Below are 24,196 nucleotides of genomic sequence, written 5' to 3' on the forward strand. Positions count from 1 at the left end.
CCGCCGCCTACATTGGCAGCAACGTCCTGGCCGTGAGCAGCGAGCTCGTCGCCCGCGAAGGCATCACGCTGGCCGCCCTGCGTGCCGGCATCGAGGCCGATTGACCGTGGCACTGGCATACCCAGTCGGCTGATCGATCGCGGCGGTACTATCCCCCGGGCGCTCGCGCACCGCGCCATCAGGAGACATCCATGCCGATTTCCTTCCCGGGGCCTGCCCGAACCTTGTGGGGTCTGCTTGCCGGGCTGGCCCTGGCCCTGCCTGCGGCGCAGGGCCAGTCGCCGGTCTGGCCTGCCAGGCCCATCAAACTGATGGTGCCGTTCCCGCCGGGTGGCAGCACCGACACGATAGGGCGGCTGCTGGCGAGCGAACTGGGCCAGAGCCTGGGGCAATCCGTGGTCGTCGAGAACAAGGCCGGGGCGAATGGCGGCATCGGGACCGACCAGGTCGCCAAGTCGCCCGCTGACGGCTACAGCCTGCTGCTCTCGGGGATTGGCTCGAACGCCACCAACTACAGCCTCCAGCGCAATACGCCGTACAAGGACGCCGCGTTCAGGCACGTGGCATTGCTGGCCACGGGGCCGAGCGTGCTGGTCGTGAACCCGCAGTTTGCCGCCCGGACGGTGGCCGACCTGGTGCGCATGGCCAGGGAAAGGCCCGGTGCCTACGCGCATGCCAGCGCGGGCAATGGGTCTTCGGGGCATCTGGCGCTGGAACTGTTCAAGCAGACCCATGGCCTGCAAATCACCCACGTGCCCTACAAAGGCAATGCCCAGGCGATCACGGACGTGATGGCCGGCCAAGTGCCGATCATGGCGTTGAACAACGACACCGCGCTGGCCTACGTAAGGGCCGGCAGGTTGCGCGCGCTGGCGGTCACCAGCCTGGCGCGCAACCCGGCGTTCCCGCAGGTCCCCACGATGGCCGAGTCGGGGATTCCGGGCTTTGACGTCGTTTCCTGGTTTGGCCTGTCCGTCCCGGCCGGCACCCCGGACGCGGTGATCAGCCGCCTGGCCGACGCCACCGCGCAGGCCCTGCAAGCCCCCAAGCTGCGCCAGTATCTGGAGGGCACGGGCTTTGTCGTTGCCAGCGGCACACCCGGGCAGTTCAGCGATTTCGTCAGCGCCGAAATCGCCAAATGGCAGGCCGTGATCCAGCGCGCCGGCATCACGGCAGATTGATCCGGAAGACAAGCCATGGCCTATACCGCTCTGCCCAATTCCTTCCGGCGCGACATCCTCGCCCGCCGGCGCCTGATCGGCTGCTGGTCCTCTCTGACCAGCCACATCACCACTGAAATCCTGGGGCAGGCCGGTTTCGACTGGATTTTGCTCGACTGCGAACATGCCCCGAATGACCTGACGACGCTGATCCCGCAGCTGATGGCGCTCAAGGACAGCCGCAGCGCCCCGGTCGTGCGCCCGCCGGCCAACGACCCGGTGCTCATCAAGCGTTTGCTGGACATCGGTTTCGTCAACCTGCTGCTGCCCTTCATCGAATCGGCCGCAGCGGCGCAACGGGCAGTGGCCGCCACCCGCTACCCGCCGCTGGGCATCCGCGGCGTCTCGAACGCGCAGCGTTGCAACCGCTACGGTGCGCACGCCGAGTACGCGCAGCAGATCCATGAGCACCTGTGCGTGCTGCTGCAAATCGAAAGCCGTGCGGGCATCGACGCGCTCGATGAGATCCTGCAAGTGCCGGGGGTCGATGGCATCTTCATCGGCCCGGCCGACCTGTCCGCAGCGCTGGGGCATTTTGGCGATCCCGGGCACCGCGAGGTACAGGCGGCGATCGCCGACATCCATGCGCGCAGCCGTGCCGCCGGCAAGGCCGTCGGCATTCTGACCGTTGTCGAAGCCGACGCGCGCCGCTACATCGAACAGGGCTTTGAATTCGTTGCGGTCGGTACCGACCAGGCGCTGTTTCGTTCCGCCACGCAAGGTCTGCGCGAGCGCTTTCCATCCGACGGCCCCATGGCATGAGCGGGGGAAAAAACCCGGCGACGCAAGCGATTGCGTGCGCCGCAGGCGGATAGTGCGAACAGCGGTTATTGCCTTGGCTGCCGCAAGGGGATTCGCCGGATGGCGGCAAGTCCGATGGCAGCAGTCCCCACGGCACTGACGATGGCGGCAAGTACCAGTGCCTCTGAATAACCCATGGCTGCACCGAAGAGACCTGCACCGAGATAGACGAATGGATGCAGTCCGCTGGTCATCAGGGTATCGACTGCCACAACTTTGCCAAGGTCTTTTTCCGGGGAAAGAATTTGCATGGCGGTGGCCCAGCCGGTAATCGCGCTATAAGCAGCAGATATATTATGAATGCATTTTCTTTTTCAATGCATCGACAAAGCGCTTTGCCCATGGCGAAGCAGCGGTGATGCGGTCCGGATCTACTTCTGCCAGCAGTTTGAATGAATGCGCGCCTTTTCTGTATGAACCCTTGGTTTTGCAATCCCGGGTCGCATTGGCCAGTGCGCTGTGGACTTCATTCTTTGCCACCTGTTCGATCGGACGGTGGGCTGGTAATTTGTTTTCTTTGAAACCTTGCCCGAAGAATTTTCTGAGTGTTGTGCTGTCTGCAAGAAACCAGTTTTCCATGCATTGGACCATCAGATGACAGTCAGTGTCTGAAGCTCCCGCTGGCTGCTCCCACGCATCGTTCTGATGATTCCTCAGATGCGCCCACGGCTTCCATTGATCGGCATCCGCATCATGTTGGTTCGCAACCGGTGCCTCGCTGTCTATCAGGAGAAGCGCTTCTTCCCCGTTGTCTATGGCAATGCGATAATCATCAAAAGCCTTGCTACGGCTACCAGAGGCAACAATGCGGGGGCGTTTTTCTATTTTTGCCTTCTTGATGAATTTCCTGAATCCTTCACGGCATTCCTTTTCAAGTCCACCTCCACCGCCCTCGACAAAAAGCTTCACCATCTCGTGCCCCCAATATCGCCGCGAGTCCAGAGCTGCCCCAGGCGATATTTCTCCAGCCATGGTTTGAGTTTTTCCTTGTCGAGTCGGGTCAGGGTGGTTCCCTCCTCCCCCCTATCTGCTACCAAGACGGCATCGGGCTGATCGGTGAACGCATCAACCAATACATCGGAATGGGTGGTGACGATCAACTGTGTACGCTCGGACGCGTCCTTGAGAAGCTGGGCCAGCTTTGGCAATACATCGGGGTGCAGCCCCAACTCGGGCTCCTCAATGCATACCAACGGTGGCGGATCGGGATGACAGAGAATGGCGAGCAGGCACAGGTAGCGCAACGTGCCGTCCGATAGCCTGGTGGCCGAAATCGGAACGATGCGGGTATTTACCTGCTCCTGAAAAAAGACTTGGACAGTGCCTCCGTCAATTTTTACGTAGTAGTCCTGAATTCCTTCGTATAAAGCACGCAATTCCTCGATGAGTCGCTTTTTAAGATCATGGTTTTCTTGCAGACGGTTCAGAACCAGACCCAGATTGCTGCAGTCAGGTTCCAGAAAATCGTTGGGCAGGTCCGCTTTCTGCGATATTCTTGCCGCCGTGAAACGACCAAAGCACCATTCACGATAGAGGTGAATCTTCGTTAACGTGGTGCCCAGAAATGTAAGCTCCGGGTATTGATCGGGGTCTTTCCGCTGCGAAAGAATGGACTGATTGGGTTCAATGTCCTCTCGTCGGAGCCTGCGGTCTTCGTTCTTGACATTCAGTATGCCGTGTCCGTCCTCGAATCTGTAATAGAAATAAGGCTTCGTATGACCAGGATCCGGTTCGGCTCTTTCAATACGCTCTTCAATGAGCTCGAATCTTTGGGATACTTCAGTAAAACTCAGTGAATAGCGAAGGTTGTTTATTTCTCCCGGATGATCAATGACTACATCCAATGAGGCAGGCATGGGTGGAGTGCGGCCTTTCCATAGCCAGTCCCGCACACCACCGCCATCCCTGATGGGTGCAATCAGATCTTTGGGCGTGGACTTGATCAGTTCAATGGCCTCCAACAAGTTTGATTTGCCTGAGCCATTGGGGCCAATGATCACATTCAAGGGCCCCAGCGGGATGGACTCGGAATGATTTCCATAACTCAGGAAATTGGTGAGTTTGATGTGTTTTATCAGCATGGTGTGAACTTTTTCGATTATGGGCGACAGGAGCCCTGCTTGGCACCAGCCACCGGAAAACACCGCTCACTGTGCTTGAAGCAGAAATCAAGGATGGCCAGCCACCCCCTGAAACACCACAAACCCCCAACAGGCAGCCGCTTCACATCCCCTGCGCCGCTGGCTCGCTGAGCCCGACGTCGGAAACAAAATACTCCTCGTCCAGCCAGCGCTGATAATGCTCATGCGGCAGCGTTCGCAGCTGGGTTGCGCCGTCGTGGTTGTTTGCCACGATCACGTCGTCGAGTGCAAAACAATCGACCATATGGGGCGATTGCGTGGCGATGAATATCTGCCGCGCTTTGGCGAGCGTCTTGATCATTTCGGCAACCAATTCGATGGCGTGCGGGTGCAGCCCGAGTTCGGGTTCGTCGAAGAACATGACGTCCGGGAGCATCTCTTCCGGCAGGTTCAAGAGGGTCAGCAGACAGAAGAGCCGCAAGGACCCGTCCGAAGTCAGGTGCGCACCGAAGGTCTTCTCGCTGTGGACGCTGCGCCAGCGCAAGGCCAGCTTGCCGTAGGCCGGCTGCAATTCAAATTCGGCGAAGCCGGGCAGAACGCGCGCGATTTGCTGCACGATGGTCTTGTAGCGGCTGATCTGCGTCTCTTGCATGCGCAGCAGGATCGGCGCCAAGTTGGCCCCGTCCGAACGCAGCCAGGTGAAGTCCGTCATGTCCCACGGCAGCTTGATGTTGGCGTGCGCCGAGGTGTCGTGGAACTGGTACGTGGTGCAGCGTTTGAGCAGGCTCACCACCACGCGCGCGGTCTGGTGGTTGGCCGCAACCAAGCTGGCTTCCCGACCTCCGGCTTGCAACAGCATCCATTTGGCCTTGGTCTCGAACTGGCGGCCCGAGTAGCGGTACGCCTCGTCGACGAACATCAGCGTGTCGTTGCCGCTCACGTGCGCCAGACCAAAGCGGTAGTCGTTGACCCCCCGGTCCGTGATGATGCTGATCTCGCCGTTCATGCGCGGGGTGCGGCGCGCGCCCATGTACAACTGGTCGTCGCCGCCGCCATTGCGCGTGACGAACTCCTGCAGGTTCTGCCCGCGGAGCATCCAGGCGAGCATTTCAAAGAAGCGGATGAGGTTTGACTTGCCCGAACCATTCGCCCCGATCAGTACGGTCAACTGGGGAAGTTCCAGGTCGCGCACGTCGGCCAGGCTGCGAAACCCGTTGATGCTGACGCGTTGGATGCGGCCCTGAAGCCTTGCCTTGGGTGCTGTGGTCTCGATTGCCATGAATGTCCCTTCAGGATTTGCCATCGTTGGGGCAGGCGACGGGAGCGCCCGGATGGATGGCGCCGGGAAAGCGGCAGGCTCTCACGGCGGATTTTCCCGTCCAATTCTGGAAAACCCGGCAAGGGGGCCGGGTCGCGGGTGGTGCGCAAATTCTATCTACACCCGGGGACGCGGCCGGAGAAGAGCGCAAACGCCTCCCGGCGCCTGGGGGACGGAGCATGCGGTTCGCGTCCCCCCGGGCTCATTGCGCGCCCAGCGGCGTCATCAGCGCGCGCAGGTGTTCGACTTCGGGGGGGCTGAGGTCGGTCAGCGGCGGCCGCACCGGGCCGGCGCCATGGCCCGCCAGCGCGGCGCCGGCCTTGACGATGGACACGGCGTAGCCCGGGCCCTGGTTGCGCAGGGCGATGTAGGGCAGGAAGAACTCGCGCAGCAGGCGCTCGCAGGTGGCGCCGTCGCCGGCGGCGTGGGCGGCGTAGAACGCCATCGCCGTCCGGGGGATGAAGTTGAAAACGGCCGACGAGTACACGGGGCAGCCCATGGCCTGGTAGGCGCCGGCGAAGACTTCGGCGGTGGGCAGGCCGCCGAGGTAGGCAAAGCGCTCGCCCAGGGTCTGGCGGATGGAGACAAAGGCCTCGATGTCGCCCACGCCGTCCTTGAAGCCCACGAGGTTGGGGCAGCGCCCGGCCAGGGTGAGCAGGCTCGCGGGCGTGAGCCGGCAGGCGCCCCGGTTGTAGACGATGACGCCGATGCGCACGCTCTGGCACACCGCTTGCACGTGCGCCACCAGACCCTGCTGGCTGGCTTCGGTGAGGTAGTGGGGCAGCAGCAGAATGCCCTGCGCGCCCAGGCGCTCGGCCTCCTGCGCGTATTCGATGGCCAGCGTGGTGCCGCCGCCGGCGCCGGCAATGATCGGGGTGCGCGCGCGGCAGGTATCGAGCGCCACCTGCACCACGGCGCTGAATTCGCGGGGCGCGAGCGAGAAGAACTCCCCGGTGCCTCCGGCGGCAAACAGCGCCGAGGCGCCGTAGGGCTGGAGCCATTCCAGGCGCGCAGCGTAGGGCCCGGGGGCGAAGCGCAGTGCGCTGTCGAAGTCGGTCAGCGGAAACGACAGCAGGCCGGCTTGCAGCACGCTTTTGAGTTCTTCGGGGGTCATGGGCGGGATGGGCGGGGCTGGTGGGTTGTCTTGCCAGTCATCGTACAACCAGAGTCATTCGACGGCTCTACGGGAAATTACTGACGGGATGGGTTGGCTGCGCGCCGGTCTGCGCGCGCGGCGTCCGGATCCTGGGCGACGATGGCGTCGTAGATGCTCTCGTGCTCGCCGTTGACCCGGCGCAGGTACTGCTTGCGTTCGTCGTCCGGGGCGTCGGTGGAGTCGAGGCGCGCGCGGAATGATCATGCTGCCGAGCGTTCCCATGCGTTCCGCAAAGTGGCTGTTCTGCGTGGCGCGTGCGATCTCCAGGTGGAACTGGAAGTCTGCGGCCACGGCGTCGTGCCCCGCGTCCACCGCGGCGGCTTCGGTTTCCACGCCGATGCGCAGTTCCAGCACGGCGATCACGTCGCGCAGATTGCCAACGCTTGTAACGCCATCGCTTGCTGCGTTGGCCTTATCAGCGAGTTGTTCGGAGTTCTTTCGAGCTTAGGGACTGCCGGGGGAACCCGGATAATGGCATCTCTTCTTGTGAAGAAATCCATGGATCAATTCGAACTGCTGCTCGACCAACCGGGCCTCCCAGGCATGTGCCCGGTGACGGACGCTGTGCGGGAGCTTGCGCACGGAGCAGGGGGCGAGGAGCGCGGCGCGATCTTCACGCGCCCCGAAGTAGTCGAGTTCATTTTGGACCTTGTGGGCTACTCGCCTTCGAGCGCCCTGTACACCAAGTCCCTCCTCGAGCCGTCGTTCGGCAGCGGGGAATTCCTCTTGGCGGCCATCTCGCGGCTCCTGTCCGCCACCGCCTCTGCGCGAGAGCGCGGCGTGGAGGTTCCCCCGCTGGATGGATGCATTCGGGCCGTGGAGCTTCACGCGAGCTCGTTCGCGCAGACTCGCGCGCAGGCGCTGCAGCTCCTCGCATCGAACGGAATCGAGGCTGCCGAAGCGGCCAGGCTTGCCGACAAGTGGCTCAGGCATGGCGATTTCCTCTTGGCGCCGCTGCCCGAGTCGTTCGACTTCGTCATTGGCAACCCGCCCTACGTGAGGCAGGAACTGATCCCCGCCGCGCTGCTGCGGGAATACCGCCGCCGCTACGTGACCCTCTACGACCGCGCCGACCTATACATCCCGTTCATCGAGCGCAGCTTGCGGCTCTTGAAGCCAGCGGGGAAGCTCTCCTTCATTTGCGCCGACAGGTGGATGAAGAACCGATACGGAGGCCCGCTGCGTGCGATGGTCGCCAGCGAGTTCCACCTGCAAGCCTATGTCGACATGTTCGACACACCCGCCTTCCGCTCCGAAGTCGTGGCCTATCCAGCGATCACGATGATCGAGCGGGCCAGCCCCGGCCCCACGCTGGTCGCGGCGCGCCCGAAAATCGAAACCACCTACCTGCGCGACCTGGCAGAGACCCTGCGAGGCCAAACAAAGGAACTGCCACCGTCGGTGCACAGCCTTGACGACGTGGCCAAGGGCGATGCGCCTTGGGTGCTGCAATTTTCCGACGCGACAAGCCTGGTGCGCCGCATCGAGCAGGCCTTCCCTGCTCTGGAAGAGGCTGGATGCAAGGTCGGAATCGGCGTCGCCACCGGAGCCGACAAGGTCTACGTCGCCAAGTTCGACGAGCTCGACATTGAGCCGAGCCGCAAGCTGCCGCTGGCCATGACCCGCGACATCGTGACCGGCCATGTCGAGTGGCGCGGCTATGGCGTGGTCAACCCCTTCACGGACGAGGGGCCGCTCGTCGATCTTCGTGACTACCCGAAGCTGGCCGTCTACCTCGAGACCCATCGGGCGGCGATTGCGGGCCGGCACGTCGCGAGGAATGATGCGAAGCGTTGGTATCGGACGATTGACCGCATCACGCCGTCGCTGGCGAATCGGCCGAAACTTCTCATTCCAGACATCAAGGGCGACGCCCAGGTCGTCTACGAGCCAGGGCTGCTCTACCCGCACCACAACCTCTACTACGTGGTGTCGGACGCTTGGGACTTGCGCGTGCTGCAAGCCGTCTTGCTCTCCAGCTTGACGAGGCTCTTCATCTCCACGTACTCGACGAAGATGCGGGGAGGGTTCCTGCGGTTCCAGGCCCAGTATCTGCGTCGGATCAGACTTCCCCTCTGGGAAGACGTGCCCCGCGCCCTGCGCGAGCGGCTTGTGAAAGCGGCTCAGGCGCTCGACGTGTCCGCATGCGACGCGGCGACGTTTGAGCTCTATGGCCTCACGGCAGAAGAACAGCAAATAGCAAAAGAGAAGGCGAATGGCTCTTGATTTGGCGAACTACCGCGAGCAGGCGCGCGACGCGATCAAGGCGTTTTGGGGCAACCGGGAGGCTGCGGCGCGAAAGCAGGAAGAGACTGGCAACATCGACAGGGGAGCGCGCGGCGCCGTGACCGCCGGCAACAACCTCAACGGCTTTCTGGCGTTGATGCAGAGTCTTGTCAGGGCCAATGGACTGCATGATGCGCAGATACACATCGACAAGGGTCTCGTGGTTTTGCCAGGCTACTTCCGTCCCACGAAGCAATGGGATGTGGTCGTCATGCGCGGCAACCGCCTGGTCGCGGCGCTCGAGTTCAAGTCGCAAGTCGGCAGCTACGGGAACAACTACAACAACCGCACCGAAGAGGCCATCGGAGTCGCGCATTGCCTGTGGACCGCATGGCGCGAAGGCGCGCTTGGCGACCAGCCCCGGCCATTTCTTGGCTGGCTCATGGTGGTTGGCGATGAGGACGAATCGCGCTGCCCCATTCGGACCGCCCAGCCGCACTTCAACGTCTTTCCAGAGTGGCGCGATGCCTCGTACATCCAGCGCTACGACCAGCTTTGCCGGAGGCTTGTGAAGGAAGGGCTTTACGCCGCCGCCGCGCTGTTGGCCACGCCGCTGAACTCGGCCGAAATCGGCGCATACGCGGAGTTCTCTCCCCTCTCGGGCCTGGAATACTTTGTGACCACTTTCGCCGCGCACATTGCGGCAGAGGCCTCGCGGCCGCCGCCACCGGAGGTCACACCCCTCGTTCAGACTCATACCTGAATTGAAAAAAACTCTGTGCGCATGCCTTGCCCGGAGCTCAGCCGGCTCTCAATGCGCACCAGCCTGCGCGCGCCGGCGGCGCTCGCGGCTGTTTGCCAAGTGGGTGCGCATGGCGGCGCGCGCGGCGTCCGGGTCCTGGGCGACGATGGCGTCGTAGATGCTCTCGTGCTCGCCGTTGACCCGGCGCAGGTACTGCTTGCGTTCGTCGTCCGGGGCGTCGGTGGAATCGAGGCGCGCGCGCGGAATGATCATGCTGCCGAGCGTTCCCATGAGTTCTGCAAAGTGGCTGTTTTGCGTGGCGCGTGCGATCTCCAGGTGGAACTGGAAGTCTGCGGCCACGGCGTCGTGCCCCGCGTCCACCGCGGTCGTGAGGGCGTCGAGCGCCGCGCGCAGGGTCTGGATGTTCGCGGGCGTGCGGCGCTGCGCGGCGAGCGCGGCGGCTTCGGTTTCCACGCCGATGCGCAGTTCCAGCACGGCGATCACGTCGCGCAGGGTGCTGAACCGCTCGGGCGTGATCCGGAAGCCCGGCGCCTGTTCCAGGCCGAGCACAAAGGTGCCGATGCCGTGCCGCGTCTCCACCAACCCGGAGGCTTGCAGTTTGGAGAGGGCCTCGCGCACCACCGTCCGGCTGACGCTGAATTCGGCCATGATCGCGGCCTCGGTGGGCAGTTTGTCGCCCAGTACCAGGCGGCCGTCGCGAATGCGCTCGCCCAGGGCATCGACCAGTTCCAGGGCCAGGGTGCGGGGCCTGCGGCGCGGCGCGGTGTCGGTGCTCATTTCCTGGTGTTATCCCTAGGCAGCAGCGGGGAGGAGACGGGGTACATTGCGGCGGAGTTGTACGATGACTGATGACATTTCAGCAATGCCAGCGCCACTGTAGCAAGAAGTTTTGGGATTGCCATGCCCTGCCACCCGACCCCGATCCGATTCCACCGTGTATTGCTCACCGGAGCCGCCGGCGGGCTTGGGCGCGTGCTGCGCACGCGGCTGAAAGCTTATTGCAGCGTGTTGCGCGTCTCGGACAGGGAGGCGCTTGGCTGCGCGGAGCCGGGCGAGGAGTTGTGCCCGGCGCAACTGGAGGACGCGGGCGCCATGCTGCGCCTGCTCGAAGGGGTGCAGGCCGTGGTGCATCTGGGCGGCGTGTCCACCGAGCAGCCCTGGGAGCCGATTTTGCAGGCGAACATCGTCGGCGTGTACAACCTGTACGAGGCCGCGCGCAAGCAGGGGGTCGGGCGCGTGGTGTTTGCCAGTTCCAACCATGTGACCGGCTTCTACCGGCAGGACCAGGTGGTGGGCCCGGACGACCCGGTCCGCCCCGATGGCCTGTACGGCCTGTCCAAGGCGTTTGGCGAAAACCTCGCGCGGCTTTACTTCGACCGCTACGGCATCGAGAGCGTGTGCCTGCGCATCGGCTCGTCCCTTGCCGAGCCGCGCGATCGCCGCATGCTGGCCACCTGGATGAGCCACGACGATCTGGAGCGCCTGGTCGTGGCCAGCCTGACCGCGCCGCTGGTGGGGCATAGCACCCTCTACGGCATAAGCGACAACGCCGCCACCTGGTGGGACAACCGCCTGGCGCGCCATATCGGCTACCGCCCGCAGGACAGCTCGGAGCCGTTTCGCGCCCGGATCGAGGCCGCCGACCCGCACCCGGACATCAGCGATCCGGCCGTGATCTACCAGGGGGGTGCCTTCGTGCGCACCGGCCCGCCCGAATGAGCCCATGGATCTGCTGCTGTCGGACCACCGGGACCAGGTGGGCGAAAGCCCGGTATGGAGCGTCGCCGAGCAGGCGCTCTACTGGGTGGACATCGAAGGCCGTGCGCTGCGCCGCTGGTCGTTTCCGGACCGCCGGCTGTGCAGCTGGGAGGCGGGCGAACGCTTGGCCTGTCTGGGTCTGCACGCGGATGGCGGCCTGGTTGCCGGCATGGAAACCGGGGTGTTCCAGCTGCAACCCGGCGCCGACGGCAGCTTGGGCGCGCAGCGGCTCGCGCGCATCGGGCACCCCCGACCCGCAATGCGCTTCAACGACGGCCGCTGCGACCGCCAGGGCCGATTCTGGGCGGGGACGATGCTGCGCGACACGGCGCTGGCGCAGCCCGCGGGCAGCCTGTATCGCATGGACCCGCACGGCCTGTCGGCGCCGCTGGTGTCGGGCCTGGTCACGCCCAACGGGCTGGCCTTCAGCCCCGATGGCGCCACCATGTACCTCAGCGACAGCCACCCCGGCGTGCAGCGCATCTGGTCCATGCCGCTGCACGACGACGGCACGCCGGGGCCGCGCACGGTGTTTGCCGACATGCGCGCCCTGCCGGGGCGCCCGGATGGCGCGGCCATCGACGCCGAGGGCTGCTACTGGATCTGCGGCAACGACGCCGCCGTGCTGCACCGCTTCACGCCGCAGGGGCGCCTCGATCGCTCCCTTGCCGTGCCCACCAGCAAGCCGTCCATGTGCAGCTTTGGCGGCCCGGGGCTGGACCTGCTGTTCATCACCTCGATCCGCCCGGACCGGCCGCAGGGCGACGACGTGGCGCTCGGCGGCGCGGTCTTCGTGGCCCGCCCCGGGGTCTCGGGCCTGCCCGAAACCCCTTACCGATGCGCCTAGACAGAGCACGGAGAACCGGCGTTGCCCATGATTTCAACCCAGGAGACCCGCATGAAAATCCCCCCTCTGCCTGGCCGCGCGCTGCTGGCCGCCGGCATCGCGCTGGCCGGCGTCGGCCTGGCCGCCCAGGCCACCGAATTCCGCTCGGCAGAAGCCCATCCGGACGACTACCCCACGACCCTGGCGGTCCGGCAAATGGGCGCAACGCTCAAGCGGCTGAGCAATGGCAAACACGGCATCCAGGTGTTCTCCGGCGGCAAGCTGGGCACCGAGAAGGACGCCATCGAGCAGACCAAGATCGGTGCCATCGCCATGACGCGCGTGAACGTCGCGCCCATGAACAACATCTGCGCCGCGACCATGGTTCCCACCATGCCCTTCCTGTTTCGCAGCATCGAACACATGCGCCGCGTGCTCGATGGCGCCATCGGCGAGGAAATCCTCAAAGACTGCGAAGCGCAGGGTTTCATTGCGCTGGCTTTTTATGACAGCGGCTCGCGTTCCATCTACTCGGTGAAGAAGCCCTTGCAATCGCTGGCCGACGTCAAGGGCATGAAAATCCGCGTCCAGCAGTCCGACCTGTGGGTATCGCTGATCGAGGCCATGGGCGCGAACGCAACGCCCATGCCCTACGGCGAGGTGTACACCGCGCTCAAAACCGGCCTGGTCGATGCAGCAGAAAACAACTACCCGTCGTACGAAAGTTCGCGCCACTACGAGGTGGCGCGCTACTACGCCAAGACCGAGCACTCCATGGCCCCGGAAATCCTGCTGTTTTCCAAGCGCGTTTGGGACCGGCTGAGCGCACAGGACCAGCAGGCGATCCGCCAGGCGGCCAAGGAGTCCGTCCCCTACATGCGCAAGCTCTGGGACGAACGCGAGGAGAAATCCCTGGCCGCCGTGAAGGCCGGCGGTGCGCAGATCGTGGAAGTGGACAAGGCCTCCTTTCGCCGCGCCATGCAACCCGTCTACGACAAGTTCATCACCGATCCCAAGCTCAAGGATCTGGTCCGGCGCGCGCAGGACACCAAGTAGCCAGGAACGCGCCATGACGCTCTACACCAGCCTTTGCAAACGCCTGGCCTACGCCTGCATGTGGCTGGGCGTCGCGGGCATGGTTGCGCTGGTCTCGGCCGTGAGCTGGCAGGTCTTTGGCCGCTACGTGCTGAACAACACCCCGACCTGGGCGGAGAGCCTGGCCCTGCTCATGGTGCTGTGGGTCACCATGCTCGGCACGGCGGTCGCCGTGCGCGACGCCGGCCACATCGGCCTGGAGTCCATGCTGGTGCTGGCGTCCGCGCCGCTGCGCCGGCGCATGGAGTACCTGATCCACGCGCTGGTCCTGCTGTTCGGCCTTGCCATGGCCTGGAATTGCGCGGCGATGGCCGAATCCGTCTGGGCCTACCGCCTGCCCACGCTGCGCATTTCCGAGGGCTGGAAATACCTGCCCGCCGTCCTGTCCGGCGCCCTCATCGCGATGTTCTCGCTGGAACACATCATGGCCCTGGCCCAAGGGGTCGAAGTCGAGCCTGCCTGGAAATGATTCCATGACCACCGCACTCCTCATCCTCGCACTGGGCTTTACGGCATTGCTGCTGCTGGGCGTGCCCGTGGCTTTTTCCATGGGTCTCGCGGCCCTGGCCACGCTGCTCTACGAAGGGCTGCCGCTGGCAGTCGGCTTTCAGCAAATGATTTCCGGGATGGGCATTTTTTCCTTCCTGGCCATTCCCTTCTTCATCTTTGCCGGCGAACTCATGCTCCATGGCGGCGTTGCGGACAAGATCGTCGACTTCGCGCGCAGCCTGATCGGCCATGTGCGCGGCGGCCTGGGGATGAGCAACGTGCTCGCCTGCACCCTGTTCGGCGGGGTGTCGGGATCGCCCGGCGCAGACGTGTCCGCGATGGGCGCGGTCATGATCCCGATGATGAAAAAAGAGGGCTACCACGCGGACTACGCCGTCAACGTGACCACCCACGCGGCGCTGGTCGGCGCCCTGATGCCCACCAGCCACAACATGATCATCTACACGCTGGCAACCGGGGGCAAGGTATCGATTGCCGCGCTGATCCTGGCCGGTCTCCTGCCGGCGCTGATTCTGACCTTGAGCAACCTGGCCGCGACGTACCTGGTCGCGGTGCGCCGCGGCTACCCCGCGGGCAGCTTCCCGGGCTGGGCCATCGTGGGGCGCTCCTTTGCGGCCTCGGTACCGGGCCTGCTGGTGGTCGCGGTGATTCTGGTGGGCATCCTGAGCGGGGTCTTCACCGCCACCGAGTCTGCGGCGATCGCGGTGCTGTACACGCTGGTGCTCACCGTCTTCATCTACAAGACCCTGCGCCGGGAACATTTCCTGAAAGCCGCGACCAAGGCCGTCAAGACCACGGGAACCATCTTGCTGCTGATCGGCATCTCCTCCACCTTCGGCTACCTCATCAGCCTGTACGGCGTGGCCGAGCTCACCGGGCAAATGCTGACCACGCTGACCCACGAGCCCTGGCTCATCTTCCTGATGGTCAACGGCCTGCTGTTCGTGCTCGGCACCTTTCTGGACATGGCCGCGACGATTCTGTTGTGCACCCCCATCTTCCTGCCCATCTGCCAGCAATTCGGCATGGGCCCGGTGCAGTTCGGCATCGTCATGCTCGTCAACTGCGCCCTGGGCCTGAACACGCCCCCGGTGGGGACGGTGCAGTTCATCGGCTGCACCATCGGCGGCGTCTCCGTGGGGCACGTCATGCGGACCATCTGGCCCTTCTACGGCGCCATGATCGCCGCGCTGCTGCTCGTGACCTACGTGCCGGCTTTCTCGATGTGGTTGCCCAACCTGGTTCTGGCAGCCCGCTAACCCGCTAACCCGCTAACCCACTGCCACGATGCAGGCCAAGCGAACATGAAAATCAGCGCCATCCGGGTCACCCCGATTGCCATCCGGGACCCCGCCCTGCTCAACGCGGCAGGCGTGCACGAGCCTTTTGGCCTGCGCTCCATCATCGAGGTCGAGGGGGCCAACGGACTGGTGGGCCTGGGTGAGACCTATGGCGACGCGGCGCTGCTGTCCCTGCTCACGCGCTGCCAGCACGGCCTGGCGGGCGGCAGCGCCTTTGACCTGCACCGCCTCTGGCAACAGGTGCAGCGCCATGCCGCCCAGGCCATGGCGCAAACCACCGCGCACGGGGAGATGGAACTCGCGCCCGGCTCGCTGAGCAGCCATCTGGCCAGCAGCGCCTACTCCGCGTTTGAAGTCGCGTTTCTGGACTTGCAGGCGCGCACGCTGGGCATTCCGCTGGTGGACTTGCTCGGCGGCAAGGTCCGCGACAAGGTGGCCTACAGCGCCTACCTGTTCTACAAATGGAATGCCGCGGTAGACCCCGAGTACGCGCCCGACCCGTACGGCGAGGCGCTGAACCCGGCGCAGATCGTGGCCCAGGCGCAGAGCATGATTGCGCAGTACGGCTTTGAAAGCATCAAGCTCAAGGCCGGCGTCATGGACCCGATGCAGGAAGCCGATGCCATCCTGGCGCTCAAGGCCGCGTTTCCCGGCCGGCCCTTGCGCATCGACCCGAACGGCAACTGGAGCCTGGCGACCAGCCTCAAGGTGGCCGACAGGTTGCAGGGCAGCCTGGAATACTACGAAGACCCCACGCCCACGCTGGAAGGCATGGCCCAGGTGCATCGCGCCAGCGGCATGCCGCTGGCCACGAACATGGTGGTGACCAACTGGAGCGAGCTGCGCCGCGCGCTGCCACTCGACGCAGTGCAAATCCTGCTCTCCGACCACCATTACTGGGGCGGCCTGCGCGCCACGCAGGCGCTGGCCAAGACCTGCGAGGCCTTTGGCCTGGGGCTGTCCATGCACTCCAACTCGCACCTGGGTATCAGCCTGATGGCCATGACGCACCTGGCAGCGTCCGTGCAGCACCTGAGCTACGCCTGCGACACGCATTACCCCTGGCAGAGCGACGAGGTTCTGGTGGGCGGCAAGCTGCCCATCGTGGGGGGCTGCGTGCACCTGACGGACAAGCCCGGCCTGGGCGTGGAACTGGACCCGCGCAAGCTCGCCGAGTTGCACGATGCCTTCAAGTCCTGCCGCATCCGCACCCGCAATGACGTGGCGCAGATGCAGCGCTACCGCCCCGATTGGCGCCAGATCAAACCCCGGTTCTGAACAGAACCACGCACCGTCGTCAAACGGAGCATGGCCCCTCTACCAGGAATTCAGAAATGCCATGCGCAAAGGGTTGCTCTCCATGCTCAGGAGTTTGATCGCCAGGGCGCAGCACACAAGGACCAACAGGGGTTTGACCAAACGCGGGCCAACGCGCACGGCTGCGCGGGCGCCAAGTTGTGCGCCAGCAAACGCGGCGAGCGCCATCGCCACTGCGAGTGGCCAGACTATCACGCCTTTGGCAATGAAAATGGACAGCGAACCCAGGTTGCACGATGCGTTGGCAATCTTGGTAAAACTCATGGCGCGCATCATGCCCAGGCCACAGAGAAGCACAAAACCGACCATGAAGAACGAGCCGACACCGGGGCCAAATATGCCATCGTACATACCAAGGAGCGGTGCGACGGTGATGGAAAAAACGAAGATGCTGATTCTTCTGCGCCGTTCTTCATTTCCAAGTCGCGGTGAAAATATGAAATAGAGGGCGACGAAGATCAGCATGACCGGCACGCAGGCCTCCAGCCAACGCTTGTTGACTGCACTCACGAGCAGGGCGCCGCAGGCCCCGCCAAAAAATCCGCAGAAAACAAGCCACCGGCTTTCTCGCCATTCGATCAGACCTTTGCGGGCAAAGGCCACGGTTGCGGATACCGTGGCGGAGGCCGCCTGGAATTTGTTCGTTGCTATTGCACTCACAGGTTCCAGCCCCGCCAGAAACAGGGCGGGTAACGTGATCAATCCTCCGCCACCCGCGATGGCATCAAAGAATCCCGCCAAAAAGGCCACTGCCGTCAACATGCCGATGGCATCCCAAGTCATATTCATTCCATGCGCATGAAGACGGCAGTGTTCTGCCAGAGGATTGAATCCCGGTCTCCGGGTTATTTATTTTGCAAAAACCAGGGCCCTGGATGCCACTTCCGCGGCCCTTGCCAGAGCCGCTTCCTTGGTTGCCTGCACGTTCATGTTCAGGACGGTTGGCGAGAAATCGATCCGATCGATCAGCTCGATGCCGACGAATTCCAACCAGTCAATGAGGTATGGCATGTTGAAATCCGATCCGAAGCCTGGCTGAATGCCTTCGTGGTAGACGCCGCTGGCCTGAATGACCACCGCCTTCCTGCCCGTCAATAAACCACTGTAGCCCTTTGCGGGATCGAACCCGAAGGCCCAGCCAGGCTGGGTCACGATATCGATGAACTGCTTGAGCGCGTAGGGGGTGCCATTGTTCCAGAGGGGCGTGTTGATGACCAGAAACTCGGCCGCTGCGAGCCTGTCGAAGACGGTCCGTACGTCAGACCAGACGCTCTCCTGCTCCGGCGTCATCGCGCTTCCGCTGAAAAGGGCCATTTTGGCAGCGGCAGCGACTTCACCAAACTCGGGCATCTCCCCGGCAAACAGGTTCATGCGATGAATATCGATCGCATGCTGCTTTTTCAGATCGGAAAGAAATGCTTGTGCAATATCGAGTGACGTGCTTGCACTCCCGCGGGGGGAGGCGTTGAGATGGAGAACTTTCATGGGGGAACTTTCTTTTGGACCAACAAAAAAACACCCGCGAGAAACTCACGGGTGTGCTCGCCAACCGTCAGCCAGATTTTCCGGAAGGTCCGGGGCAGATGATGGCGATGCAGTCATCGATCCTACGGCATTCGCGCGCAACGCGCTGGGCGTGCGGGAAAGACCATTCAAGGTAAAAGCCCTTTAAAAGCGCGGCAATTCGGGGTGGCTGATCTGCCCGCCGCGCACCAGCATTTTTCCGTATTCGGCGCAGCGGTTCAGCGTCGGGATCACCTTGCCGGGGTTGAGCAGCCCGGCGGGGTCGAAGGCCTGTTTGAGCGCGAGCATTTGCGCGCGTTCTTCGGCGCTGAATTGCACGCACATGCTGTTGAGTTTCTCCACGCCCACGCCATGCTCGCCGGTGACCGTGCCGCCCATGGCCACGCTGGTCTCCAGGATGTCGGCGCCAAACAGTTCGCAGCGGCGCAGTTGGTCGGCGTCGTTGGCGTCGAACAGGATCAGCGGGTGCAGGTTGCCGTCGCCGGCGTGGAATACGTTGGCGCAGCGCAGCTGGTATTTCTTTTCCATTTGCTGGATCGCCAGCAGGATGTCGGCCAGCCGCCGGCGCGGAATGGTCGAGTCCATGCACATGTAGTCGGGGCTGATGCGGCCGCTCGCGGGGAAGGCGTTCTTGCGCCCGCTCCAAAAGCGCAGGCGCTCGGCTTCGTCGCGGCTGACCGACAGCGCGGTCGCGCCGGCGGCGCGCAGCACGGCGCCCATGCGCGCGATTTCTTCTTGCACCTCTTCGGGCGTTCCGTCGCTCTCGCACAGCAAAATGGCTTCGGCGGTCAGGTCGTAGCCGGCGTGCACGAAGTCCTCGACCGCTGCGGTCATCGGCCGGTCCATCATCTCCAGGCCGGCGGGGATGATTCCGGCGGCGATCACTGCGGCCACGGCCGCGCCGGCTTTGCGCACGTCGTCAAAGCTGGCCATGATGCAGCGCGCCAGCGGCGGCTTGGGGATCAGTTTCACGGTGACCTCGGTGGTCACGGCGAGCATGCCCTCGCTGCCGATCACGGCGGCCAGCAGGTCGTAGCCCGGGGTGTCGAGGGCCTCGCTGCCGAACTCCACCGGCTCGCCGTCAGCCATGAAGCCGCTGACTTTCAGCACGTTGTGCAGCGTCAGACCGTACTTCAGGCAGTGCACGCCGCCCGAGTTCTCGGCCACGTTGCCGCCAATGGTGCAGGCGATCTGGCTGCTCGGATCGGGCGCGTAGTACAGGCCGTAGGGCGCCGCCGCCTCGCTGATCGCCAGATTGCGCACGCCGCATTGCACCAGCGCCGTGCGCTGCTCGGGGTTCAGCGCGAGGATGCGGTTCAGCCGGGCCAGCGACAGCGTCACCCCCATGGCGTGGGGCATCGCCCCCCCGGACAGCCCCGTGCCCGCGCCGCGCGCGACCACCGGCACCTGCAAGCGGTGGCAGAGCCTGAGCAGGGCCTGCACCTGGTCGCGGGTTTCGGGCAGGCATACCAGCAGCGGGCGCTGGCGGTACGCGGTCAGGCCGTCGCATTCGTAGGGCGTCGTGTCTTCGTCCTGCCAGAGCAGGGCCTGCTCGGGCAGGACGCGGCCCAGGGCCTGGACCAGCTCGGCCTGGCGTGCGGCGCGTTCAGCGGCGGTGATGGTGGGGGCGGTGGCGGCGTTCATTTTGCAGCCCGGCGTCAGCGGAAGATGACGGTCTTGTGCCCGTTGAGCAGCACGCGGTGCTCGCTGTGCCACTTGACCGCGCGGGCCAGGACCTGGCTCTCGGTATCGCGCCCGCGGGCGGTCAGGGCTTCGACGGTGTCGGTGTGCTCGGCGCGGGTGACGTCTTGTTCGATGATCGGGCCCTCGTCGAGGTCCGGCGTGACGTAGTGCGCGGTGGCGCCGATCAGCTTCACGCCACGGTCGTGCGCCTGGGCGTAGGGCTTGGCGCCCTTGAAGCTGGGCAGGAAGCTGTGGTGGATGTTGATCGCGCGGCCGGTCAGCCGCTGGCACAGTGCGTCCGAGAGCACCTGCATGTAGCGCGCGAGCACCACCAGCTCGGCGCCTTCGGCCTCGATGATCTCCAACTGCCTGGCCTCGGCCTGCGCCTTCGTGGCGGGCGTGACCGGCAGGTGGTGGAACGGCACGTTGTAGCTTGCCGCCAGCTGGTAGAAGTCGCGGTGGTTGCTGATGATCGCGCGGATGTCCACCGACAGCAGGCCGGACTTCCAGCGGAACAGCAGGTCGTTCAGGCAATGGCCTTCCTTGCTCACGAGCAGCACCGTCTTGATCGGCTGGTCCGTGGCGTGCAGGCTCCAGCGCATCTGGTGGGGTTCGGCAAAGCGCGCTAGCTGGTCCTGGAGGCTGGCGCGGTCATGCGGTGCGCAAGCAAACTGCACGCGCATGAAGAACAGGCCCGTGGCGTGGTCGTTGTACTGCGCGGCTTCTTCGACGTTGCCGCCATGCTCGAGCAAAAAGCCCGAGACGGCGTGCACCAGCCCCAGGCGGTCGGGGCAGGACAGGGTCAGGATATAGGAATGGCTCATGGCGGCGCGATTGTCGCAGCAGGGCAGAGGCTGCACCGCCCCTCAGCGCAGCAGCATCGCCGACATCGCCGAGCAGCAGTTGAGCATGCGCACGGCCGTTTCCACCGTGTCGGTGGTGAAGCGCAGGGTCACGCCATCGACGCGTTCAAAGGCCGGCCATTGGCAGAAAAGATCCGCCTGGGACGGCGATTGGGTGCGCAGCGTGACCGCCTGCGGCCCTTTGAAGACCAGCGGGACTGCGCCGGAGCGCGCAGCCAGGGCCTGCGCCGTGCCGGCCCGGATCGCCTGGCGCGATTCCTCCGGGGACAAGGACACGCCGCTGTGGCAGCCCGTGGCCCGCTTGGTCTGCACGAAGGTCGCATGCGGAAAGAGCGGCCGGTTCTCGGCGATGAACACGTCGTCCCCGCTGCCCATCACCACCGGTACGCCATATTCGCCGGCCAGTGCCCCGTAGAGTCCGGCTTCGCCCAGTTCCTGCGCGCCCAGCCAGACGCCGGCAAAGGCAGAACCGTTGATCGTGTGCGCGAGGATTCCGCGTCCCTGCGCACGCGCGTGGTAGCCCACCATGCACAGCGCGTCCACGCCCTCTTCGACGCCCGCCACCATGCCCAGGTAGCGCGGCTTGCCCTGCACGACGCGGGCGCGCGCGTCGAGCACGTCGGGCGGCATGTTGCGAAAGCCGCCGTGCGAGTCGTTCACCAGCACCCGCGTGGCGCCCGCGTCGATGGCGCCGGCAATCGCGGCGTTCGCCTCCTGCGCCATCAGCAGGCGCGCGCGTTCGAACTCCGGGTTGCCGGGGCGCGCCTGTTCCGCGTGGTAGACGCCGGCCACGCCTTCGATGTCGGTGGAGATCAGGACTTTCATGCGGGGGTGCGCGCTGGAGCGAAGGAAGGCAAGCGCGCCAGCACCTCGGCGAGGGGGGCCCGGTGATTGCCGTCGCGGCCCGTCACGGCCGTGGCGTGCCAGAGCGCGTGGAGAATCGCCTGCTCGGTGCTGTCGGCCGTGGCCTGGAAGAGCCCGTCGAGCAATTCCTCGTGCAGCAGCGCGATGGCAGGCATCGGCCGCTCGACGCGGTCCGGCACGGTGCAGGCCGTGGAGAAGGCGAGCACGATGTCGCCGCTGCCATGGCCGAGGACCGAGCCGGTGCGCGCCAGCCCCGCGCCCGCGCGCAGCGCCAGCCGCCGCAGTTGCCGCGCGTCGAGGGGCGCGTCGGTGGCGACGACGATGATGATCGAGCCCTTCTCCGGCTCCTGCGCCGCGGCCGCAGCCTGCGCCGCGAGCCGCGCGCCGACCGGATCGCCGGCCAGGACCAGCTGCGCCTGGCGCCCGTAGTTCGCGAGCACCAGCGTGCCGACGGTGTGCCTCCGGCGATCGGGCGCGGGCACGCACCGCGAGGCGCTGCCGATGCCGCCCTTGAGCTGGAAACTCGACATGCCGCGGCCCGCGCCCACCGAACCCTGGGCGAAATCGCTGCCCGCGCTCTCCAGCGCATGCAGGTAGTCGGCCTCGGTCACGGCCAGCCGCTGGATATCGTTGAGGAAACCGTCGTTGCACTCGAAGACCAAGGGATTCACCGTGGGCAGCGAGCGGCCGCATTCGGGGTTGGCGGCCACGCAATGCCGGATCTGCGCCGTGGCAACCGTGCCGACGCAGAAGGTATTGGTCAGCGCAATCGGCGTCTCGAGCACGCCCAGCTCGGCCAGCTGCACCAGGCCCAGGCTCTTGCCAAAGCCGTTGAGCACCACGGCGGCCGCGGGCACCTTGTCGCGGAACGGGTCGCCTGCGTGCGCGCGGATCACCGTCACGCCGGTCTGTATGGCGCCCGCGTCCAGCGTGCGGTGGCCGACCAGCACGCCCGCGACGTCGGTGATGGCATTGCGCGCGCCCTGGAGCAGGGCGCCGATGCGGGGCACGGGGGGGGAGGGCATGGATTGATTACTGGCGGTCGATTCTTGGATCGAGCGCGTCGCGCAGCGCATCGCCGAGCAGGTTGAAGGCGAGCACGGTGAGGAAGATCGCCAGGCTGGGGAACAGCGCCACGTGCGGCGAGGTGACCATGTCGGCGCGGGCCTCGTTGAGCATCGCGCCCCATTCCGGCGTCGGCGGCTGCGCGCCCATGCCCAGGAACGACAGGCTGGCGGCCGTGATGATCGAATTGCCCACGCGCATCGAGAAGTACACGATGATCGCCGAGACCGTTCCCGGCAGGATGTGCCGCACGACGATGGTCCAGTCCGACGCGCCAATGCTGCGCTCGGCCTCGATGTAGGTCTGCTGCTTGAGCGCCAGGGTGTTGCCGCGCACGAGGCGCGCAAAAGCCGGCACGCTGAACACTGACACGGCGACCACCACGTTGCCCATGCTGCTGCCGAGAATGGCCACCACGCCGAGCGCGAGCAAGATGCCGGGGAAGGCAAACAGCACGTCGGAGATGCGCATCACGATGCGGTCCCACCAGCCCCCGTAGTAGCCGGCCAGCAGGCCGAGGGCCGTGCCGAAGAAGCCGCCCACCAGCACGGAAAAAAAGCCCGCTGCCAGCGAGATGCGCGTGCCCATGAGGATGCGGCTGAAGATGTCGCGTCCCAGCGGATCGACACCGAACCAGTGTCTGCCCGAGGGCCCTTTGCCCAGCATGTCGTAGTCGAAGAAGTGCTCGGCATCGAAGGGCACGATCCACGGCGCGCACAGCGCGACGAACACCAGCAGCAGCACGAAGATCGCCGCGGCGATGCCCACGGGCTGCTGCCTGAAGCGGCGCCAGCATTCGCTCCAGGGCGTGCGCACCCGGCCCGCGGTGTGCCCCGCGGCAACCGGGGAGGGCGCAGCGATGAAGCCGGCGGACCGGTCGGAAGTTTGCGTCATGCCTGCGAGCTCATTGGTAGCGGATGGTGGGGTTGATGAAGCCGTACAGCACGTCCACGACCAGATTGATCAGAATGAATTCGAGCGAGAACAGCAGCACCAGCGTCTGTATCAACGGGTAGTCGCGCATCTGCACGGAATCGACCAGCAGGCGGCCGAGGCCGGGCCAGTTGAACACCGCCTCGACGAGGATCGAGCCGCCGAGCAAGAAACCGAACTGCAGGCCCATCATCGTGACGACCGGAATCAGCGCGTTGCGCAGGCAATGCCGGACGATGACGCTGCGCTCGCGCACGCCCTTGGCGCGCGCGGTGCGCACGAAGTCCTCCTGCATCACCTCGACGAACGACGCGCGCGTAAAGCGCGCCATCACGGCCGCGACGGCGGCGCCCAGCGTGATCGAGGGCAGGACGTAGTGCTTCCAGCTGCTCGCGCCCACCGTGGGCAGCCAGCCGAGCTGGACCGAGAAGATCTGCATCAGCAGCATGCCCAGGGCGAAGGCAGGAAAGGAGATGCCCGATACGGCCAGCGCCATGCCCAGCCGGTCGGGCCATTGGTTGCGGAACACGGCAGAGACGATGCCGATCCCCATGCCGAAAAGCACCGCCCACAGCATGCTGGTCAGGGTCAACAGCAGCGTCGGGAAGAAGCGCTCGGCGATCTCCGCGGACACCGGCCGCCGCGTGCGCATCGAGGTGCCGAAGTCGCCTTGCAGCGTGTGCAGAAAGAAGCCCACGAACTGCTGCGGCAGCGGCTTGTCGAGCCCGAGTTCCTGGCGCACCATGGCCACGGTCTGCGCGTCCGCGTCCTGTCCGGCGGTCAGGCGCGCCGGGTCGCCGGGGAGCATGTGGACGAACAGGAACACCAGAGCGGCCACGATGAGCAGCGTGGGAATCAGGCCCGACAGGCGTTTGAGAAAGTAACTCAGCAT

The 24,196-nt window shown here is 65.0% G+C and carries 25 protein-coding genes; 10 read left to right on the forward strand and 15 right to left on the reverse strand.

Translation table 11 applies throughout. From position 1 onward, the window contains the following. Window positions 1–191: 191 nt before the first annotated feature. Together D5041_RS04650 and garL are read left to right on the forward strand one after the other, a co-directional pair. Window positions 192–1,181 carry a tripartite tricarboxylate transporter substrate binding protein gene (locus D5041_RS04650; protein WP_265283972.1) on the forward strand — a complete coding sequence of 330 codons (990 nt, stop codon included), beginning with the start codon at window positions 192–194 and terminating at the stop codon, window positions 1,179–1,181. A 15-nt stretch (window positions 1,182–1,196) separates the two neighbouring features. After that, window positions 1,197–1,982, forward strand: a complete 786-nt coding sequence (gene garL / locus D5041_RS04655; protein ID WP_265283973.1) for a 2-dehydro-3-deoxyglucarate aldolase — start codon at window positions 1,197–1,199, stop codon at window positions 1,980–1,982. Window positions 1,983–2,047: 65 nt separating this feature from the next. On the opposite strand, the gene D5041_RS04660 is transcribed toward garL, so the two are convergent. From D5041_RS04660 to D5041_RS04685, 6 genes are all read right to left on the reverse strand, one after another. Continuing rightward, window positions 2,048–2,272 (reverse strand): hypothetical protein, encoded by a 225-nt coding sequence (locus tag D5041_RS04660; RefSeq protein WP_265283974.1) that lies wholly within the window; start codon window positions 2,270–2,272, stop codon window positions 2,048–2,050. A gap of 43 nt (window positions 2,273–2,315) precedes the next feature. Then, complete coding sequence (locus D5041_RS04665; protein ID WP_265283975.1) at window positions 2,316–2,933, reverse strand: DUF4276 family protein; 618 nt, start codon at window positions 2,931–2,933, stop codon at window positions 2,316–2,318. Further along, window positions 2,927–4,102 carry an AAA family ATPase gene (locus tag D5041_RS04670; RefSeq protein ID WP_265283976.1) on the reverse strand — a complete coding sequence of 392 codons (1,176 nt, stop codon included), beginning with the start codon at window positions 4,100–4,102 and terminating at the stop codon, window positions 2,927–2,929. Before D5041_RS04670 ends, D5041_RS04665 begins: the two co-directional genes overlap by 7 nt. A 142-nt stretch (window positions 4,103–4,244) precedes the next feature. Further along, window positions 4,245–5,381 (reverse strand): AAA family ATPase, encoded by a 1,137-nt coding sequence (locus D5041_RS04675; RefSeq protein WP_010100897.1) that lies wholly within the window; start codon window positions 5,379–5,381, stop codon window positions 4,245–4,247. 241 nt (window positions 5,382–5,622) lie between these two features. After that, on the reverse strand, window positions 5,623–6,534 hold the full coding sequence (gene kdgD, locus D5041_RS04680; protein ID WP_265283977.1) for a 5-dehydro-4-deoxyglucarate dehydratase: 912 nt from the start codon (window positions 6,532–6,534) through the stop codon (window positions 5,623–5,625). 54 nt (window positions 6,535–6,588) lie between these two features. Then, on the reverse strand, window positions 6,589–6,939 hold the full coding sequence (locus D5041_RS04685; protein ID WP_169315366.1) for an FCD domain-containing protein: 351 nt from the start codon (window positions 6,937–6,939) through the stop codon (window positions 6,589–6,591). A 180-nt stretch (window positions 6,940–7,119) separates the two neighbouring features. Here D5041_RS04685 and D5041_RS04690 point away from each other — a divergent pair, with 180 nt between their 5' ends. Both D5041_RS04690 and D5041_RS04695 read left to right on the forward strand, forming a co-directional pair. Then, window positions 7,120–8,802, forward strand: coding sequence for an Eco57I restriction-modification methylase domain-containing protein (locus D5041_RS04690; protein ID WP_265284374.1), 1,683 nt, complete (start codon window positions 7,120–7,122; stop codon window positions 8,800–8,802). Next, window positions 8,792–9,565, forward strand: coding sequence for a PaeR7I family type II restriction endonuclease (locus D5041_RS04695; protein ID WP_265283978.1), 774 nt, complete (start codon window positions 8,792–8,794; stop codon window positions 9,563–9,565). The genes D5041_RS04690 and D5041_RS04695 overlap by 11 nt, the downstream gene beginning before the upstream one ends. 48 nt (window positions 9,566–9,613) lie before the next feature. Here the strand turns inward: D5041_RS04695 and D5041_RS04700 are convergent, their stop codons facing one another. Then, window positions 9,614–10,342 (reverse strand): FadR/GntR family transcriptional regulator, encoded by a 729-nt coding sequence (locus tag D5041_RS04700; protein ID WP_010100905.1) that lies wholly within the window; start codon window positions 10,340–10,342, stop codon window positions 9,614–9,616. A gap of 123 nt (window positions 10,343–10,465) precedes the next feature. Between D5041_RS04700 and D5041_RS04705 the strand changes: the two genes are divergently transcribed. The 6 genes from D5041_RS04705 to D5041_RS04730 are packed head-to-tail and all read left to right on the forward strand — an operon-like array spanning window position 10,466 to window position 16,333. Then, window positions 10,466–11,284, forward strand: coding sequence for an NAD-dependent epimerase/dehydratase family protein (locus D5041_RS04705; protein ID WP_029554073.1), 819 nt, complete (start codon window positions 10,466–10,468; stop codon window positions 11,282–11,284). A gap of 4 nt (window positions 11,285–11,288) precedes the next feature. After that, complete coding sequence (locus D5041_RS04710; RefSeq protein WP_265283979.1) at window positions 11,289–12,170, forward strand: SMP-30/gluconolactonase/LRE family protein; 882 nt, start codon at window positions 11,289–11,291, stop codon at window positions 12,168–12,170. Between the two features lie 51 nt (window positions 12,171–12,221). Further along, window positions 12,222–13,205, forward strand: coding sequence for a TRAP transporter substrate-binding protein (locus tag D5041_RS04715; RefSeq protein ID WP_029554074.1), 984 nt, complete (start codon window positions 12,222–12,224; stop codon window positions 13,203–13,205). Between the two features lie 13 nt (window positions 13,206–13,218). Next, entirely contained in the window at window positions 13,219–13,713 is a 495-nt protein-coding gene (locus D5041_RS04720) for a TRAP transporter small permease (protein ID WP_010100912.1), read from the forward strand. Window positions 13,714–13,717: 4 nt separating this feature from the next. Then, on the forward strand, window positions 13,718–15,013 hold the full coding sequence (locus D5041_RS04725; RefSeq protein ID WP_265258152.1) for a TRAP transporter large permease: 1,296 nt from the start codon (window positions 13,718–13,720) through the stop codon (window positions 15,011–15,013). 45 nt (window positions 15,014–15,058) lie between these two features. After that, on the forward strand, window positions 15,059–16,333 hold the full coding sequence (locus D5041_RS04730; RefSeq protein WP_265283980.1) for an enolase C-terminal domain-like protein: 1,275 nt from the start codon (window positions 15,059–15,061) through the stop codon (window positions 16,331–16,333). 39 nt (window positions 16,334–16,372) lie between these two features. Here the strand turns inward: D5041_RS04730 and D5041_RS04735 are convergent, their stop codons facing one another. The 8 genes from D5041_RS04735 to gsiC all read right to left on the reverse strand — a co-directional run bounded on the left by D5041_RS04735 (window position 16,373) and on the right by gsiC (window position 24,196). Further along, window positions 16,373–17,155: a TSUP family transporter gene (locus tag D5041_RS04735; RefSeq protein ID WP_010109545.1), complete on the reverse strand. Its 783-nt coding sequence runs from the start codon at window positions 17,153–17,155 to the stop codon at window positions 16,373–16,375. A 66-nt stretch (window positions 17,156–17,221) separates the two neighbouring features. Beyond that, window positions 17,222–17,857, reverse strand: a complete 636-nt coding sequence (locus tag D5041_RS04740; RefSeq protein WP_029554656.1) for an FMN-dependent NADH-azoreductase — start codon at window positions 17,855–17,857, stop codon at window positions 17,222–17,224. Window positions 17,858–18,040: 183 nt separating this feature from the next. After that, window positions 18,041–19,540 carry an FAD-linked oxidase C-terminal domain-containing protein gene (locus tag D5041_RS04745; protein ID WP_265258149.1) on the reverse strand — a complete coding sequence of 500 codons (1,500 nt, stop codon included), beginning with the start codon at window positions 19,538–19,540 and terminating at the stop codon, window positions 18,041–18,043. Window positions 19,541–19,554: 14 nt separating this feature from the next. Further along, window positions 19,555–20,403: a formyltetrahydrofolate deformylase gene (purU, locus tag D5041_RS04750; protein ID WP_265283981.1), complete on the reverse strand. Its 849-nt coding sequence runs from the start codon at window positions 20,401–20,403 to the stop codon at window positions 19,555–19,557. Between the two features lie 42 nt (window positions 20,404–20,445). Further along, window positions 20,446–21,267, reverse strand: coding sequence for a M55 family metallopeptidase (locus D5041_RS04755; RefSeq protein WP_265283982.1), 822 nt, complete (start codon window positions 21,265–21,267; stop codon window positions 20,446–20,448). Next, window positions 21,264–22,331 carry a P1 family peptidase gene (locus D5041_RS04760; RefSeq protein ID WP_265283983.1) on the reverse strand — a complete coding sequence of 356 codons (1,068 nt, stop codon included), beginning with the start codon at window positions 22,329–22,331 and terminating at the stop codon, window positions 21,264–21,266. The genes D5041_RS04755 and D5041_RS04760 overlap by 4 nt, the downstream gene beginning before the upstream one ends. Before the next feature lie 7 nt (window positions 22,332–22,338). Beyond that, window positions 22,339–23,265 (reverse strand): glutathione ABC transporter permease GsiD, encoded by a 927-nt coding sequence (gene gsiD, locus D5041_RS04765; protein WP_265258145.1) that lies wholly within the window; start codon window positions 23,263–23,265, stop codon window positions 22,339–22,341. A 10-nt stretch (window positions 23,266–23,275) separates the two neighbouring features. Beyond that, window positions 23,276–24,196, reverse strand: a complete 921-nt coding sequence (gene gsiC / locus D5041_RS04770) for a glutathione ABC transporter permease GsiC (RefSeq protein ID WP_265283984.1) — start codon at window positions 24,194–24,196, stop codon at window positions 23,276–23,278.

Origin of the sequence: Verminephrobacter aporrectodeae subsp. tuberculatae (genome assembly GCF_026127385.1) — a bacterium.
GTDB classification, from domain to species: domain Bacteria; phylum Pseudomonadota; class Gammaproteobacteria; order Burkholderiales; family Burkholderiaceae_C; genus Acidovorax; species Acidovorax aporrectodeae.

Bases quoted from the DNA above. Each gene is read 5' to 3' on its own strand.
- D5041_RS04695 (WP_265283978.1), top strand. From the start codon at position 8,792: ATGGCTCTTGATTTGGCGAACTACCGCGAGCAGGCGCGCGACGCGATC.
- D5041_RS04690 (WP_265284374.1), top strand. From the start codon at position 7,120: ATGTGCCCGGTGACGGACGCTGTGCGGGAGCTTGCGCACGGAGCAGGG.
- D5041_RS04670 (WP_265283976.1), bottom strand. From the start codon at position 4,102: ATGCTGATAAAACACATCAAACTCACCAATTTCCTGAGTTATGGAAAT.
- kdgD (WP_265283977.1), bottom strand. From the start codon at position 6,534: ATGACCCCCGAAGAACTCAAAAGCGTGCTGCAAGCCGGCCTGCTGTCG.
- purU (WP_265283981.1), bottom strand. From the start codon at position 20,403: ATGAGCCATTCCTATATCCTGACCCTGTCCTGCCCCGACCGCCTGGGG.
- D5041_RS04730 (WP_265283980.1), top strand. From the start codon at position 15,059: ATGAAAATCAGCGCCATCCGGGTCACCCCGATTGCCATCCGGGACCCC.
- D5041_RS04735 (WP_010109545.1), bottom strand. From the start codon at position 17,155: ATGACTTGGGATGCCATCGGCATGTTGACGGCAGTGGCCTTTTTGGCG.
- garL (WP_265283973.1), top strand. From the start codon at position 1,197: ATGGCCTATACCGCTCTGCCCAATTCCTTCCGGCGCGACATCCTCGCC.
- D5041_RS04755 (WP_265283982.1), bottom strand. From the start codon at position 21,267: ATGAAAGTCCTGATCTCCACCGACATCGAAGGCGTGGCCGGCGTCTAC.
- gsiD (WP_265258145.1), bottom strand. From the start codon at position 23,265: ATGACGCAAACTTCCGACCGGTCCGCCGGCTTCATCGCTGCGCCCTCC.
- D5041_RS04650 (WP_265283972.1), top strand. From the start codon at position 192: ATGCCGATTTCCTTCCCGGGGCCTGCCCGAACCTTGTGGGGTCTGCTT.
- D5041_RS04715 (WP_029554074.1), top strand. From the start codon at position 12,222: ATGAAAATCCCCCCTCTGCCTGGCCGCGCGCTGCTGGCCGCCGGCATC.
- D5041_RS04745 (WP_265258149.1), bottom strand. From the start codon at position 19,540: ATGAACGCCGCCACCGCCCCCACCATCACCGCCGCTGAACGCGCCGCA.
- gsiC (WP_265283984.1), bottom strand. From the start codon at position 24,196: ATGCTGAGTTACTTTCTCAAACGCCTGTCGGGCCTGATTCCCACGCTG.
- D5041_RS04720 (WP_010100912.1), top strand. From the start codon at position 13,219: ATGACGCTCTACACCAGCCTTTGCAAACGCCTGGCCTACGCCTGCATG.
- D5041_RS04740 (WP_029554656.1), bottom strand. From the start codon at position 17,857: ATGAAAGTTCTCCATCTCAACGCCTCCCCCCGCGGGAGTGCAAGCACG.
- D5041_RS04710 (WP_265283979.1), top strand. From the start codon at position 11,289: ATGGATCTGCTGCTGTCGGACCACCGGGACCAGGTGGGCGAAAGCCCG.
- D5041_RS04705 (WP_029554073.1), top strand. From the start codon at position 10,466: ATGCCCTGCCACCCGACCCCGATCCGATTCCACCGTGTATTGCTCACC.
- D5041_RS04660 (WP_265283974.1), bottom strand. From the start codon at position 2,272: ATGCAAATTCTTTCCCCGGAAAAAGACCTTGGCAAAGTTGTGGCAGTC.
- D5041_RS04665 (WP_265283975.1), bottom strand. From the start codon at position 2,933: ATGGTGAAGCTTTTTGTCGAGGGCGGTGGAGGTGGACTTGAAAAGGAA.
- D5041_RS04725 (WP_265258152.1), top strand. From the start codon at position 13,718: ATGACCACCGCACTCCTCATCCTCGCACTGGGCTTTACGGCATTGCTG.
- D5041_RS04675 (WP_010100897.1), bottom strand. From the start codon at position 5,381: ATGGCAATCGAGACCACAGCACCCAAGGCAAGGCTTCAGGGCCGCATC.
- D5041_RS04760 (WP_265283983.1), bottom strand. From the start codon at position 22,331: ATGCCCTCCCCCCCCGTGCCCCGCATCGGCGCCCTGCTCCAGGGCGCG.
- D5041_RS04700 (WP_010100905.1), bottom strand. From the start codon at position 10,342: ATGAGCACCGACACCGCGCCGCGCCGCAGGCCCCGCACCCTGGCCCTG.